11 protein-coding genes and 1 other annotated feature are annotated in these 16,513 nt (G+C 34.6%); of the genes, 2 read left to right on the plus strand and 9 right to left on the minus strand.

Annotated elements, in window-relative coordinates; translation table 11 throughout:
* Positions 1–143 precede the first annotated feature (143 nt).
* Positions 144–1,652 carry a DUF1846 domain-containing protein gene (locus tag BN2390_RS20530; RefSeq protein WP_053986149.1) on the minus strand — a complete coding sequence of 503 codons (1,509 nt, stop codon included), beginning with the start codon at positions 1,650–1,652 and terminating at the stop codon, positions 144–146.
* A gap of 518 nt (positions 1,653–2,170) precedes the next feature.
* Between BN2390_RS20530 and BN2390_RS20535 the strand changes: the two genes are divergently transcribed.
* The gene (locus BN2390_RS20535; RefSeq protein WP_053986150.1) at positions 2,171–2,791 is read left to right on the plus strand and encodes a GDSL-type esterase/lipase family protein; all 621 of its coding nucleotides are present in this window, start codon (positions 2,171–2,173) and stop codon (positions 2,789–2,791) included.
* Positions 2,792–2,926: 135 nt separating this feature from the next.
* On the opposite strand, the gene BN2390_RS20540 is transcribed toward BN2390_RS20535, so the two are convergent.
* The 5 genes from BN2390_RS20540 to BN2390_RS20560 all read right to left on the minus strand — a co-directional run bounded on the left by BN2390_RS20540 (position 2,927) and on the right by BN2390_RS20560 (position 8,507).
* Entirely contained in the window at positions 2,927–3,487 is a 561-nt protein-coding gene (locus BN2390_RS20540) for a hypothetical protein (protein WP_053986151.1), read from the minus strand.
* A 318-nt stretch (positions 3,488–3,805) separates the two neighbouring features.
* Positions 3,806–5,197 carry an asparagine--tRNA ligase gene (gene asnS / locus BN2390_RS20545; RefSeq protein ID WP_053986152.1) on the minus strand — a complete coding sequence of 464 codons (1,392 nt, stop codon included), beginning with the start codon at positions 5,195–5,197 and terminating at the stop codon, positions 3,806–3,808.
* 69 nt (positions 5,198–5,266) lie between these two features.
* Positions 5,267–5,506, minus strand: a binding site (T-box leader).
* A 132-nt stretch (positions 5,507–5,638) separates the two neighbouring features.
* A complete protein-coding gene (locus BN2390_RS20550) occupies positions 5,639–6,430 on the minus strand; it encodes a TrmH family RNA methyltransferase (protein ID WP_053986153.1) in 792 nt (263 codons plus the stop codon).
* Positions 6,420–7,085: a potassium channel family protein gene (locus BN2390_RS20555; protein ID WP_053986154.1), complete on the minus strand. Its 666-nt coding sequence runs from the start codon at positions 7,083–7,085 to the stop codon at positions 6,420–6,422. Before BN2390_RS20555 ends, BN2390_RS20550 begins: the two co-directional genes overlap by 11 nt.
* A 15-nt stretch (positions 7,086–7,100) precedes the next feature.
* On the minus strand, positions 7,101–8,507 hold the full coding sequence (locus BN2390_RS20560; RefSeq protein WP_053986155.1) for a TrkH family potassium uptake protein: 1,407 nt from the start codon (positions 8,505–8,507) through the stop codon (positions 7,101–7,103).
* A gap of 188 nt (positions 8,508–8,695) precedes the next feature.
* On the opposite strand from BN2390_RS20560, the gene BN2390_RS20565 reads away from it, so the two are divergent.
* Entirely contained in the window at positions 8,696–9,901 is a 1,206-nt protein-coding gene (locus BN2390_RS20565; RefSeq protein ID WP_053986156.1) for an FprA family A-type flavoprotein, read from the plus strand.
* A 58-nt stretch (positions 9,902–9,959) separates the two neighbouring features.
* Here BN2390_RS20565 and pyk read toward each other — a convergent pair whose 3' ends face one another.
* From pyk to BN2390_RS20580, 3 genes are all read right to left on the minus strand, one after another.
* Entirely contained in the window at positions 9,960–11,723 is a 1,764-nt protein-coding gene (gene pyk / locus BN2390_RS20570) for a pyruvate kinase (RefSeq protein ID WP_053986157.1), read from the minus strand.
* A gap of 39 nt (positions 11,724–11,762) precedes the next feature.
* Complete coding sequence (gene pfkA / locus BN2390_RS20575; protein WP_053986158.1) at positions 11,763–12,734, minus strand: 6-phosphofructokinase; 972 nt, start codon at positions 12,732–12,734, stop codon at positions 11,763–11,765.
* Positions 12,735–12,882: 148 nt separating this feature from the next.
* Positions 12,883–16,374, minus strand: coding sequence for a DNA polymerase III subunit alpha (locus tag BN2390_RS20580; protein ID WP_053986159.1), 3,492 nt, complete (start codon positions 16,372–16,374; stop codon positions 12,883–12,885).
* Positions 16,375–16,513 lie beyond the last annotated feature (139 nt).

Raw genomic sequence — 16,513 nt, forward strand, 5'->3', positions numbered from 1 at the left:
ATTTTTTCTACCTCTATCATATCATACCTTCGCCAATATACTAAATCTTTCATACAAATACTTCGTTCTGTAAGATTACATCATAGAAGAAAAGGGCTGTTATGCTACTTTTAGTAACATAACAGCCCTTTTCTTCTATATTATTAGTTATTGTAGTATAAGTTATCTGTTGGGTAATCAGGATCACATGTTACTTCAATACCTAATTTTCTAAATGCATTTTCATTATTATGACTTAAAATAGTTGTTGAATGTGCTTCACAGCCTTTAAGCATTTCTAATTTTTCAAGTGCTAATTGTGCCATTGGATTTGTTGCTGCACAAATAGTTAAAGCAATAAGTACTTCTTCACAGTTAAGTGCTGCATTTTTGTTTTTTAATGTCTCTCTTTTAAGTGTTAAGATTGGTTCTAGGATAACTGGAGAGATGAGGTGCATTTCATCAGCAATGTTTGCATAGTATTTAATCCCATTGATTAAGGCAGCACATGTGCTATCCATTAAACTTGAAGATTTACCTGTAATCATTGTTCCATCATGAAGCTCAATAGCTACAGCTGAACAAATTTCATTTTTCTCTGCTGCTAATTTCATTTTAGCTGCTGTAAGTCTTGCTTCTACAACTGATTTACGATCTTCTTCTTTAAGTTTAAGCTCATTCATGATTAATTTAACATGTTGAACTGTATCTTTATCTGCATGGCCTTTTTTATATTCACATGCTGTTTTAAAGTATCTTCTAATAATTTCTTGTCTAGATGCTTCTTTAACAACTTCATCATCTACAATACCATATCCAACACGGTTAACGCCCATATCTGTTGGTGATTTGTAAACTGCTTCTTCACCTGTGATTTTTTCAATAATACGTTTTAAGATTGGGAATGTTTCAAGGTCACGGTTATAGTTAACAGCCATTTGATTGTATGCTTCTAAATGGAAAGAGTCGATCATGTTAACATCTTTAAGGTCTGCTGTTGCTGCTTCATATGCAATGTTAAGAGGATGTTTAAGAGGTACATTCCATACTGGGAAAGTTTCAAATTTAGAGTAACCTGCTACACGGCCTTGTTTGTTTTCATGATAAAGTTGGCTTAAACAAGTTGCAAGTTTACCACTACCTGGTCCTGGAGCTGTTACAACAACGATTGGTTTAGTTGTTTCAATATAAGGATTTTTACCATAACCTTCATCACTTACGATTGTATCAACATCAGTTGGGTATCCTGCTGTTGCACTATGTTTATAAACTTTGATACCACGTCTTTCAAGTTTATTGATGAATACAGTTGTAGCTGGTTGCCCTTCAAAACGTGTAATAACAACACTATTTACATCTAAGTCATATTCTCTAAGATCATCAATAAGTCTTAAAACGTCCATATCATATGTAATACCGAAATCACCACGGATTTTGTTACGCTCAATATCTCCTGCATAAACACAGATAATGATCTCTACTTTATCTTTTAATTTATGAAGAAGTTTGATTTTTGCGTTCTCATCAAACCCTGGTAAAACTCTTTTTGCATGCATATCAAATAAGAGTTTTCCTCCAAATTCAAGATATAATTTATCGTAATTGTTTACACGTTCTAAGATGTACTCTGACTGCTCTTGTAAATACTTATTATGGTCAAATCCTATTTTCATTGTTGTATCCTCCTCGTTTTGTCCGTTCAATTCAAATCTCAAGTATATATCATACCTCTTTTATTTCTATTTTAGAAGACTGAATATCTCCTTTTTATTCCAAGAATTTTCAAGGCTTTTTGTTGTATTTTTACAAAGTTACTTAATGCTTATTTATAGTGTTTTTTCCTTGTGCTATAATGGAAGATACCCCCCTAAAATCATTCAATCAATTAATTCTAGATTTTTATAGAATATACACAAAAAACCACAAGAATTATTCTTGTGGTTTTTTGCATTCTCTTACTATTTTGAAATCATACCAAGTCATCTCAAAATAGCCTCTTCCTTATCCACTACTACAAACTAAACTTCAGTAATTTTCATTCTTAGTATTGAATATCAGGCACATATACTCATTTATCAAATTTTACTTTAATTTTTATTTATTTTTTACTAAAATATTATTCATTTTTAGATTGTTGTGTATTATAATTAAGTTGTCTTTTAAATACTCACTATATTTAAGGAGAAAACTTATGGAGCACCAAAATTCTATTTCAGAAACTTATATTCAGTCACCACAACCATGGCCTTATGTGCTTAATCGTCGTGAAACCTTTGAAATTCTTCCTCCAAAAGAAGGATGCATTTTATTCGTAGGCGATTCTATTACACAAAGAAATGAATGGGCTGAGATGTTCAATAATCCTAATATCATTAACCGTGGAATAGATAGCGATCGTCTCACTTGGCTTAATGAGAGAATGCCTAACCTATTAGCAAACAAACCATCTAAAATTTTTATCAAAATAGGTATCAATGACATTATGGATGGTAAACGTGCTATGCAAATGCAAGAAGAGTACAAAGTAATCTTCGACCAATTTAAAACACTAGATGATTGCACAGTGTACGTTCAAAGCTGCTTACCTGTTAATAATACTGTTTACGAACATCCTATTGATAATACTGTAGTGCAATCTATCAATGAAATGCTTGAACCTTTAGCAAATGAATATGGCTTCAAATTCATCAATCTTTATGAGCATTTTGTAGACAGCAATAATGAGCTAGTAAGTGATTACACAAGAGATGGTGTACACTTAAATGGAACAGGCTATCTTGTTTGGAAAAAACAAATTGAACAATATGTGTAATGACTATATAAAAAGAGGTTGCCCCTTATGCAACCTCTTTTTATATAGCCTTATCTTTATGCTGTACACAGCTCCTAGAATAAGTCCTTTAACTTAATGTAACCTTTTATATTTGTTATATACTATCTTTAATTTCTATTCCTTACTCTTCTCATTTGTTTTATCATCTTGGCTATCTTTTTCATCTACCTCTTTTGGATTTGTTTCTTCATTTATTTGTTCTTCTGTTTGTTGATCTCCATTTTGAGTAATAGCGCCAACTTCGTTTTCAGGTTCCCCTACTAATTTACTCTTGATTTGTGGAAAGAATATAATAGTAGCAATAATACCTAGAACCATTACTAGCCTAATGTATCCAAATACTATACGAAGTTCTGCACGGTTGCGCATCTTTCTATCTGGTGGATGTAATAGATCTTCAAAGGCCTGCCCTATTCTAGTAGGAAACTGATACCATCTCGTTGGCGGAAACTTTAAAGGTGTATATGCTTTTCCCTTAAACATATAAAGTTTTGCCTTCCTCGAGAAAAAAGGTTTATGCAAAATCCACCCTGTTGAATCCCACTCATCTACATAATCAAAATCATATTCAAATCCTATTCTCTTACGTACTTTGATTGTCATTACCTTAAATTTCAATTTACTATAGATAAATTTTTCAAAGTAACTATCAATTTTTTTATGTACTGTATTCATACTGTCCTCCCTTAAGTCTATTCTCTAATTTCTATAACCCCTTACTATTATTTTACAATAATATACATAAATTTCCTATACACTTGTTAAGGGAATCCAACCTATCATAATGTGTTTAAAGCTCTTACTGTTAATTTATTTATCAACTATTGCTTCATAAGTTATACTCCAATACATCTAATAAACTTTTTTCTAGATCTTTTATAATATGACTAGAAACGATTATTTGAGTATATATATGAAAAAGATATAAAAAGACATAAAAAACAGGAATAACTTAGCTAAGCTAAATTATTCCTGTCTTTATTTACTACATTCTTAGAAGTCAGCTTGACCTGTAGTTCTTGGGAATGGGATTACGTCACGGATGTTTGTCATACCTGTTACGTACATAATTAATCTTTCAAATCCTAAACCGAATCCAGCGTGTCTAGTACCACCAAATCTTCTAAGGTCTAAGTACCACCAGTAGTCTTCTTCTTTAAGACCAAGCTCTGCCATTCTTTCAAGTAAGACATCAAGTCTTTCCTCTCTTTGGCTACCACCGATAAGCTCTCCTACACCTGGTACAAGAAGATCTGTAGCTGCTACAGTTTTATTGTCATCGTTAAGTCTCATGTAGAATGACTTAATTTCTTTTGGATAATCTGTTACGAATACAGGTTTTTTGAAGTGCTCTTCAGCAAGGAATCTCTCATGTTCTGTTTGAAGGTCACATCCCCAATGCACTGGGTATTCAAATGTTTTACCACAGTTTTCAAGAATTTCAATAGCTTCTGTATAAGTTACACGACCGAAGTCTGAGCTTACTACATGGTTAAGTTTATCAAGTACACCTTTTTCTACGAATTGGTTGAAGAAAGCCATTTCTTCTGGTGCATTTTCTAAGATATATTTAATAACAAATTTAAGCATATCTTCTGCAAGTCTCATATCATCTTCAAGGTCTGCAAATGCAATTTCTGGCTCGATCATCCAGAACTCAGCTGCATGTCTTGGTGTATTTGATTTTTCAGCTCTAAATGTTGGTCCAAATGTATAAACATCTCTAAATGCCATTGCAAATGTTTCTGCTGAAAGCTGACCACTTACTGTAAGGTTAGCCATTTTACCGAAGAAATCTTCTTTGTAATCTACTTTACCTTGATCATCTAATTTAGCACCTACTTGTGGAAGTGTTGTTACTTGGAACATTTCTCCTGCACCTTCACAGTCACTACCTGTGATGATTGGTGTATGTGCATATACGAAGTCTCTTTCTTGGAAGAACTTATGAATTGCATATGATGCTAAAGAACGTACTCTAAATACTGCTGCAAATGTATTTGTACGAGGTCTTAAATGTGCAATTTGTCTTAAGAACTCAAAAGAGTGACGTTTCTTTTGAAGTGGATATTCTGCTGGGCAACTTCCTTCTACAACAATCTCTGTTGCTTTAATCTCAAATGGTTGTTTTTGCCCTGGTGTTGCTACTAAGTCACCTGTAACGATGATTGCTGCACCTACGCCTAATTTTGCAATGTCTTTGAAGTTATCTAATTTGTCTTCAAATACAACTTGAACACTTTTGAAGAATGTTCCATCATTTAATTCGATAAAACCAAAAGTTTTTGAATCTCTAACTGTTTTTACCCATCCTGCTACTGTAACACTTTTGCCTACATACTCATCTGTACTATGGTATAAATGTCTGATTGCTACTGTATCCATTTTTCCATCTCCTTAAATTTGTAGTAATTTAATAAAAGACAATAAAAAAAGCTCCATCCCTAATAAAATATAAGGGACGAAGCTAAATCTCCGCGGTACCACCCTAGTTGACCTACTGGCCCAACTCTTTGGTTAGTATATCTAATAATATACTCTAGATGTAACGGTCTAGTCCCGTCTAAGCCTACTCATTACTTTTCGGTTAGAAACTCCAAGATGTTCTTCATCTAAAACTTGTTACCAAATTTCCACCAACATTGGCTCTCTAAAAACGCTGTTTTAGACTACTCTTCTTTTCATCGTCTATTATCTATTCATACTGTAAAATATGCTTCTCATTATAGAGTGTTCCATTCATTTTGTCAACACTCCTAAATCTCTATCTATAGCTTATCCAAATCAACCTGACTTCTATACATCTTATACTTTAAATAAAACACTTTATTGGGTACGTTGACGCATAACTTCATACATACAAATAGATGCTGCTATTGAAGCATTTAATGATTCTAAACCACCTGGCATAGGGATATATACCTTTTGATCTGCAAGTTCTAAGGCTTCATTAGAAACGCCATTACCTTCATTGCCAATGATAAGCATATTACCTTTTGCAAAGTCTGCTTCTGCTACCTTACAAGCTGTTTCATCTAATGCTGTTGTATAGAGTGTTAAGTTATTTGCTCTTGCCCAACTAATATAATTTTCTAGGCTTTCTCCTACTACAATAGGTACATGTAATAATGCTCCCATTGTACTACGTACTGTTTTAGGACTATATAAGTCTACACATCCTTTTGTAAGGAAGATTGCTTCTACTCCAAATCCATAAGCTGTACGAATAATGGTCCCTAAGTTACCTGGATCTTGTAAGTTCTCAAGTAAAAGATAAAAACCATCTGATTTTGCCTCTATTTTATTTAATGTGAATTCTTTCATTTTTACAAGAGCCATAATCCCTTGAGGTGTTTCCGTTCCACTCATTGTCTTAAATAATTCACTTGGTACCACAAGATTTTGTTTTGTTCCTGCAACTTTAAGCTCTGCTTCATCAAAAAGATCACTCATGACAATAGTATCTATCTCATAATGCTCTGGAATCTCATTGACGCTTCTAATCCCCTCTACCAGGAAAAGCCCTTGTTTTTTACGTTCATTTTTCTTAGCCTGTAGTACTTGGATATTTTTAATGATTGGATTACTTGCACTACTAATAAATTTGCTATTTACCATGTCTCTTAGCCTCTAAATATTGAAGTTGCTTATTACTTCCTACTACAACAAGCGTATCTTCTGTTTCTAAAATATAATTTGGAGAAGGTGAAATATCAATAGAACCACCACGTTGAACAGCAATAATGTTAATACCATATGCACCACGTGGATCTACTTCTATAATGCTTTTCCCTTTCCATTCTGGTAGGATACCTAACTCAATAATACTGTATTCTGATGATAATTGAATATGATCTAGAATATTACCTGAAATAAGGTTGTTAGCAATACGCATCCCCATTTCTTGCTCTGGTAAGATGATACGATCTGCACCTATCTTACGCAGTACACGTTCATGTATTTCGCTACTTGCTTTAGCTACAACATATGGAATACCTAATTCTTTAAGCAAAAGTGTTGTCATGATACTTGATTGTATATCTTTACCAATAGCTACGATTGCTACATCAAAGTTACGAATACCAAGAGATTTAAGTGTATCCATATCTGCTGCGTCAGCTTGTACAGCATGGGTTACAAGTGGTGCTATTTCTTGTACACTTTCTTCTGATTTATCTACAACCATCACTTCATAACCTGCTTCTGCAAGTGTTGTTGCTAAGCTAATACCAAATCTCCCAAGTCCAAAAATAACAAATTGTTTCCCTCTCATAATGCCTCTCTCCTTTTAACCTACCATGACTTTCTCTTCTGGATATTGAATACTTTGTTTTTCTTTTGCTTTCTTTTGTCTTACCATCAATGCTACTGCAATAGTAACAGGACCAAGTCGTCCAATAAACATTAATATAATAATCATAATCTTACCTATTGTTGTAAGACTTGCTGTAATTCCTAAAGTTAATCCTACTGTAGCGAATGCAGATACTACTTCAAAGAGTAGATCCAAAAACTCTACATTTTCAGTTACTGTTAAAATCATAAGCATTCCAAATATGGCTGTAATAGCAATCATAATAACAGTGAGTGCTCGTGTAATCACGGAGCCTGGAATACGTCTATTATAAATTTCTGTACTTTCACGTCCTTTGATTGTGGACATAGCACATAAAATAAGTACACCTATTGTCACTGTTTTAACCCCACCAGCTGTACCAGCTGGAGAACCACCAATAAACATTAAAATAATTGTCATCAGCTTAGATGCTGGAGTAAGATCTGCTAGTGGTAATGTATTAAATCCGGCTGTACGAGGAGATACAGATTGGAATAAGGATGCATAAAGCTTGTCTTTAAAGGATAGTGCCCCTAAAGTACTTGGATTTTTAAATTCTACTATAAAGAAGAAGAGGAAACCAAATACGATTAAAAAGATCGTAATTAACCATACAAGTTTTGTATGTAGAGGCATTTTATAAAAAGCTTGTTTCCAAGTAAAATGCTCTGCTGACTGTCTCTTTATCTTAATCATATTATAAGTATCCATCCAAACACAAAAACCTAGTCCTCCTGCAATAATAAGTCCCATAATTGTAAAGTTTACAAGTCCATTCCCTACATATGGTGTTAAACTATTGCTTCCTACTAAATCAAATCCTGCATTACAGAATGCAGATATAGCGTGGAAAATAGAATAACCTATTCCTTTTATAAGTCCATGCTCTGGTACAAATACAAAAGAAAGTAAAAATGCCCCTATTCCCTCAACAAAGAATGTTAGCATAACAACAGCTTTTGTAAAACGTACAATTCCTGCTACTGTATTTGAGCTAAATGCTTCTTGCATAATTAATCTATTTTTTAATGTAATTTTCTTGCCCATAAAAACAAAAATCATGCTTACTAAAGACATGAATCCTAGTCCACCTATTTGGATACAAAATAGAATAATAATTTTTCCAAATAATGACCAATGTTCAAGTGTATTCACGACTACAAGGCCTGTTACACATACAGCAGATGTAGATGTAAATAAAGCATCAACAAAGTTTGTTGTTTCACCACTTTGACTACTAATTGGTAACATCAATAATACTGTAGCTACTAAAATCAGACATAAAAAACCTGCTACTAATATTTGAGACGGACCTAAGCTGCTTTTAAATATCCCATGCTGCTCATTTAGATTATTCATCTTCTTAACCTCTCCTATGATTTTCTAGTTTATGTAATCGTTAGATATTATACCACACGCTAATTTAAAATACAAAGCTACTAACGGTTTTTATTAGGTTTCACCTTTTTATTTATAATCATGTATATAATATTTGCCACTTTCCATACTAAATGATAGATACTTATATATTTCGAAAGGAGCTCACTATGAATCATCCTATTAATATTTGTCCGGATTTTTTTTGGTTAGGTGCCCTAGATCCTGATTTACGAGTCTTTGATGTAGTCATGGAAACCCAATATGGTACAAGCTATAATAGCTATTTATTAAAAACCGATACTCACAATATTCTTTTTGAAACCGTTAAAGAACATTTTTTCGATACATTTTTAGCAAAACTCCAAACACTTTGCTCCCCTTCTGATATTGATTATATTGTTATTAATCATACCGAGCCAGATCATGCAGGTAGCTTAAATTTATTATTAGATTATGCACCTGATGCAACAGTTATTTGTAGTAGTGTTGCCTTAAAGTATCTCAGCCAAATTATTAACCGTCCTTTTAAACATCAAGTGGTTAAGGATAATGAACAACTCTGTGTCGGCAACCGCAACCTGCGCTTTATTATGGCACCTTTCTTACATTGGCCTGACACCATGTATACTTATATTGAAGAAGATCATATTCTTGTAACCTGTGACTCTTTTGGAGCTCATTACGCGCACTCTGATATTTTTAGAAGCACTCTTGAAGAGAACTTTGAAAATAACTATCTCTCTGCATATAAATATTATTTTGATATGATTATGGGGCCTTTTAAACCTTACGTTCAAAAAGCCCTTCAAAAAATTAACACTTTACAGTTAGATTATATTTGTCCTGGTCATGGACTTATTTTAGATGGTGCACAAATCCCAAAACATATGGCATTATATGATGATTGGTCCCGTCCTGTAGTACGTTCTAAACCGTCCGTTGTAGTTGCCTATGTATCAGCCTATGGTTATACAGAAAGCTTAGCTGAAGAAATTGTCAAAGGTCTAAAATCAACACGCCAAGATATTGATATCTTCCTATTTGATCTTGTTACAACACCTTTTGAAAGAGTTCTAAAGGAAGTAGAACTCTGCTCTGGCCTACTAATAGGGTCACCAACTATATTACAAGATACTCTGCCTCCTATTTGGCAACTTCTTACATCACTTAATCCAACCATTCATCGTGGCAAAAAAGCAACAGCTTTTGGATCTTATGGCTGGAGTGGTGAAGCTGTAGACTTTATTATTGATCGTCTTGAACAACTTAAGATGAAGATCCTTGTTCCACCACTTAAAGTCGTCTTCAAACCAAGCTCTGATAATTTGGCTGAGGCTTTCAAACTAGGTGAAGAATTTGGTAAGAATTTATAGTATCTCTCTCTTTTTAATACAAAATGTGGAGGCTGTTTTACCAGCCTCCACATTTTATTTATTCACTTATAATAGCTCCGTTATATACAAGCCCTTTATCACTATCAACTGTAATAGTTGTTGTATTTCTTACAGCCTCTACTACATTTTTAGCTCCAATAATAACTGGAATATCTAATGTTCTCCCAACAATAGTTGCATGGTTATTTTCTTCATGACTACTATCTTCTACTACAATAGCACTTGCTTTTTTCATATATGGTAAGAAAGAGTTATCCGTTTTAGCTGTAATAAGGATATCACCTTTTTTGAAGTATTTATCCGCTTCATCTAATACTTTTACAACACTTGCTTTACCTGTTACAGACTTTTTACCATAACCAATACCCCTAGCAAGAACATTACCTACATATTGAGCTTTTAAGATATTTGTTGTACCTGCAACACCTACTGGTACACCTGCTGTAAGAACAACTACATCTCCTTGTTTTGCAAATCCAAGTTCTTCTGCTTTTTTCACTGCAACTGCAAAAGCTTCATCTGTAGACTCTTCATCAATATTCACAATGAAAGGTGTACATCCCCATACAAGGTTAAGTTGACGTTGTACACGTTCATCTGTTGTACAAGCTACAATTGGACATGTTGGCTTGAACTTAGATACTGCACGTGCTGTGTGTCCTGATTTTGTAATCGTTACAATCGCACATGCTCCAAGGTCTGTAGCTGTTTGACATGTTGCATGACTAATTGCATTTGTCATACTAAGTTTGCCTTCACCAAAGCTCATTGGTAAGTTATAAAGTTTACTTGCATTTTCAGCTGTAATTGCAATACGATTCATCATTCCAATCGCTTCTAATGGATAATCTCCTTTAGCTGTTTCACCAGAGAGCATAATAGCTGAAGTACCATCAAAGATAGCATTTGCTACGTCACTTGCTTCTGCACGTGTTGGGCGTGGGTTACGAATCATAGAATCTAACATTTGAGTTGCTGTTACAACTGGTTTTCCTAAATCATTAGCTTTTTTGATAAGTTCTTTTTGAACAATAGGTACTTCCTCTGCTGGAATCTCTACCCCAAGGTCACCACGTGCAACCATGATTGCATCTGCTACTTGTAGAATCTCATCAATGTTATTTACACCATCGCGATTTTCGATTTTAGCAATAATTTGTATATCTCCACCACCATTTGCTTCTAATACCTGACGAATTTTAACAACGTCATTTGCGCATCTAATGAATGAAGCTGCAATGTAGTCAAATCCTACTTCTGCACCAAACTTAATATCTGCTAAATCTTTATCTGTAAGTGCTGGTAAATTAACAAATACATCAGGAATATTAATCCCTTTTCTAGAACCTAAAATACCACCATTTTCTACAGTACATTCAACCTCTGTACTTGTTAAATTCTTTACTTTAAGCTCGATGAGACCGTCATCAATAAGAATACGACTGCCGCGTTTTAAATCATAAGGAAGATTTTTGTAAGTTACGCTTACTCTTTCCTCATTTCCTTCTATTTCTTCTGTTGTTAAGGTAAATGTATCACCAATATTTAACTTGATATCTTTGTCATCTGCCATAACCCCAGTACGAATCTCTGGACCCTTTGTATCTAAAATAATAGGAATAGGTCTTCCCATCTCTTTTCTTACTTGTTTAACTCTTTCCACTGTTGCCCCGTGAATTTCATGGTTATCATGTGAAAAGTTAATACGAATTGCATCTGCCCCTGCTCCGATAATATTACGAATGCTGTCTACATCTCTTGTTTTTGGCCCAAGTGTACTGATAATTTTAGTTTTACGCATCTTTATTCTCCCTTTTAATATTTTAGGTCTTGTTAGGGTTTAGCAAAGAATATCTGTTAAGCTATACATATAAGGATCAAGTTCCTTTTTCATTTTCAGTGCTTCATTGATATCGTAATCTACATATTCTCCTTTAACATAAGCTACTACACGTTTTGCTTTCCCTTCGCAAAGTAAGTCTACAGCTTTTGCTCCCATCATAGACGCATGCATTCTATCCACTGCTGTTGGAGAACCACCTCTTTGAAGATGCCCAAGTATTGTCGCACGTGTTTCAATACCTGTCATATCTTCAATCGTTTTGGCTAATTTTTCTGAACCGCCTACACCTTCAGCTACAACAATAAGGAAATGTTTTTTTCCTTTATGCTTATTTTCAATAATCTTTTTAACGATTTCTTCATCTGATGGTCTTGGCATCTCTGGTAACAGTACCATTTCAGCCCCTGAATTAATTGCACACCATAATGCAATATATCCTGCATTACGTCCCATAACTTCTACTATTGAACATCTTTGATGTGAAGTAGAAGTATCTCTGATTTTATTGATTGCATCCATTGCTGTATTAACAGCCGTATCAAATCCAATAGTATATTCTGTACAAGCAATATCTAAGTCAATGGTACCTGGTACACCAATTGTATTAATACCTAGATTTGCAAGTTTTTCTGCGCCTTGGAAAGATCCATCTCCACCAATTACAACAAGTCCGTCAATACCGAAAACGCGGCACATATCTGCTCCTCGTTTTTGTCCTTCAGGTTTTACGAACTCTAAGCATCTTGCTGTCTGAAGAATAGTTCCACCACGTTGTATAATATCAGATACACTACGTGTATCCATTTCGAATACATCTCCTGCAAGTAACCCATTGTATCCTTTACGAATTCCCATTACTTTAATACCACGTGCAATGGCAGTTCTTACAACAGAACGAATTGCTGCATTCATCCCTGGTGCATCTCCACCACTTGTTAAAACACCTATTGTTGATACTTTTTGATCCATTAGATACAACCCCCTGTTGCTGTAATTTTTTTTGACTTGCCCTCATTAAACTTACTTCAACAATTCCATGACTTTATAAAAAAATAACTTTATTCGCATTATATCTTAATCGTTTTAATTGTACATAACAATACCAAAAATTGCAATATTAATCCGCTGTTTTTGGTACTACTACACATTCAGAACCCACAACCATCTTGAGCTCCTGTACAACTTTATCATTAATTATAATATTGTATTTAGCCGGGAAAGCTTTTTTACTATGATCCTCTAATGATTCTACTATTATCTTTGTATTTCCAGGATATTTTGCAAAAATACTTAGTAACTTATTACGGACTTCTTGCGTACGTTTTGACTCATCTAAGCGAAGCAGTAAATGATCCGCTTCAGCTACAGGATTTAGTAATGCCTCTAATGTTGTCATATCATCTGCTAGTACGACTGCAGCTTCTTCTTCTTTAATTGAAATATGTCCTTTAATAATGAATACATGTTCAGGATTAAGTTTCTCAAATTTTTCAAACTGATTTGGAAACACAATACATTCTAAGTTTCCAGTTGTATCTTCAATGGTTAAGAATGCCATTTTTTTATTCGTCTTTGTAAAAATTACTTTTTTCTCAGTCAGTAGCCCACCAACTACAACTTGTTGCCCATCTGTAAGCTTGTAATCTTGACTTACCTCTTCACTACCTTCTTCCTCTATTTCAAGGTCAACGGCATGATGACTAATATAACGTTCTAATTGATTATTTACTTTATCTAATGGGTGACCACTTAAATAGATTCCCATAACTTCTTTTTCATAGTTCAAGATTTCTTTCATTTCAAACTCTGGAATATTAGGAAGATGGTCTTGATTTAAGCCTGACTCTTCTTCCTCTTCTCCACCTAAAGCAAAGAGATTGATTTGACCTTGAATATTATTCTTGCGGTTTGCTGCAATACCATCAGCTATTTGTTTATATGCTGCCATATACTGACTACGTCTTCCACCAAAGTCATCAAAAGCACCTGCTAAAATCAAACTTTCTACACAGCGTTTATTGACATCTTTTGAATCCATTCGGTTATAGAAATCTGTAAGACTTTTAAATGGGCCATTTTTATCCCGTTCTTCTACTATACGTTCTATCACACTACGTCCTACATTTTTGATAGCTGCTAATCCGTACATGATTTTATTACCTTTTGTACTAAAATAAGCGTACCCTTCATTAATATGAGGCGCTACTACTTCTATGCCTAGTTTTTTACAACTATCAATATACTGTCTTACTTTCGGTGTGACATCCATAATAGATGTCATAAGAGCAGCCATAAATTCTACTTTATAATACGTTTTTAAGTAGGCTGTTTGATAAGCTACTACAGCATAACAAGCCGCATGAGATTTGTTGAAGGCATATTTCGCAAAGTCAATCATATCATCAAAAATTTGATTGGCTACATCTTGTGGAATACCATTTGCAACAGCACCTGGTACCTCCCCCCCATCACCATTCAAGAAGATTTCACGTTCCTTTGCCATCACATCTGTTTTCTTTTTCCCCATAGCACGACGTAGTAAGTCACTTCGTCCTAAGCTATAACCTGCAAGATCTCTTACAATTTGCATTACCTGTTCTTGGTACACAATACAACCATAAGTATTTTCTAAGATTGGTTCTAGAGCTGGATGAGTATAAGTAATACGTTCTTTATCACGTTTTCCTTCTACGTACTTAGGTATAAAGTCCATTGGACCTGGACGGTATAAGGATACCCCCGCAATAATATCTTCTAAGTTCTCTGGACAAAGTTCTTTCATGAAAGACTTCATTCCTGCACTTTCTAACTGGAAGATCCCTTCTGTATTTCCTGAAGCAATCATTTGATATACTTTTGGATCTTCATAGTCTATAGTGTGCACATCGATCTCTACACCATGATTTTGTTTAACAAGCTTAACTGCATTATCAATAACAGTCAGAGTTCTAAGTCCTAAGAAGTCCATCTTCAGTAGGCCAAGCTCTTCTAATGTAGTCATTGGATATTGAGTTGTTACCGCACCATCACTGGCACTGAGTGGTACATACTCTACTACTGGTTTTTTAGAGATTACAACCCCAGCGGCATGAGTTGAAGAGTGACGTGGAAGACCTTCTAGCTTAAGGGCTGTATTAATAAGATAAGCTACTTTTTCATCTGCCTTATAAAGGTCATCTAGCTCATTGTTCATGTCTAGTGCCTTTGTAATGGTCATCTTAAGCTCATTAGGAATCATTTTGGCAATGCGGTCTACTTCTGGATAAGGCATATTAATGGCACGGCCTACATCCCTTATAACCGCTTTAGCAGACATGGTTCCAAAAGTTACAATCTGTGCTACACGTTCTTCACCATACTTACGAATAACATAGTCGATAACTTCTTGACGTCTCTCATAGCAGAAGTCGATATCGATATCAGGCATGCTGACACGTTCTGGATTTAAAAAACGTTCAAAGAGTAAGCTATATTTAATCGGATCAATATCTGTAATTTCTAGTGTATAAGCTACAATGCTTCCTGCTGCTGACCCACGTCCTGGCCCAACTGGAATATCATTTCTTTTTGCATATTTAATAAAGTCACTTACAATAAGGAAATAATCTACAAATCCCATTTGAATAATGACATCTAATTCATATTCTAAGCGCTCGCGAAGTTCATCATTCACTTCTTCATAGCGCTCTTCTAGACCTTCAAAGCAAAGTCTTCTTAAATAGTCCTTTGGTTCTTCATCCGTAGGCACATCAAAGCTTGGTAATTTCAGATCATGGAATTCAAAGCTTACATTACAGCGCTCAGCAATAGCTACTGTATTTTGAAGGGCCTCTTTTGCATATGGGAAGAGGTCATACATTTGCTCAGGGCTCTTTAAGTAATATTGCCCCCCTTCATAAATCATACGATCATCATCCATCATGGTCTTTCCTGTCTGAATACAAAGAAGGACTTCATGTGGGTTCGCATCTTCTTCTAAAATATAGTGAACGTCATTAGTTGCTACCATTGGCAATCCTGTTTCTTCCGCTAAGCACATAGTCAACTGATTGACTTTAGCTTGTTGCTTCATACCATGGTCTTGAAGTTCTAAATAGAAGTTATCTTTACCCATAATTTCACTATAAAGTAAAGCTTGAGATTTTGCCTTTTCATAGTTATCTTCTAAAAGAGGCCTTGAAACGGGTCCAGCTAAACACGCACCGAGTGCAATAAGCCCCTCATTGTGTTCTCTTAAAAGGTCAACATCTATACGTGGCTTACGATAGAATCCTTCCGTAAAGCCTTGTGATACCATTTTAATAAGGTTTTGATATCCGGTATTATTTTTTGCAAGTAACACTAAGTGATTGTATCTTCCATCTTCTTTTTCTTTATCAAATCGTGTTCTAGGAGAAACATACACTTCACAACCAATAATAGGCTTAACCCCTATATCTAACGCTGCTTTATAAAAATCAATAGCACCATACATAACCCCATGGTCTGTAATGGCTAATGACTCCATCCCTAGTTCTTTTGCTTTTTTAAGTAAATCTTTAATTTTTGCCGATCCATCTAACAAACTATATTCAGTATGTACATGGAGATGGGTAAATGGTTGATTCATAAGAGCCTCCTTTCACTTTATAACTCGTGCTCTTTTATATTAAATATATCTTTTAATTTCTTGAATTTAAAGGATAAGCTTATTATAGCATTTTTTATAATATCCTAATAGCAAAGTCCCTTAAAAAGAAGTAAGGATC

Origin of the sequence: Niameybacter massiliensis, from assembly GCF_001282685.1 — a bacterium.
Lineage (GTDB): Bacteria > Bacillota > Clostridia > Lachnospirales > Cellulosilyticaceae > Holtiella > Holtiella tumoricola.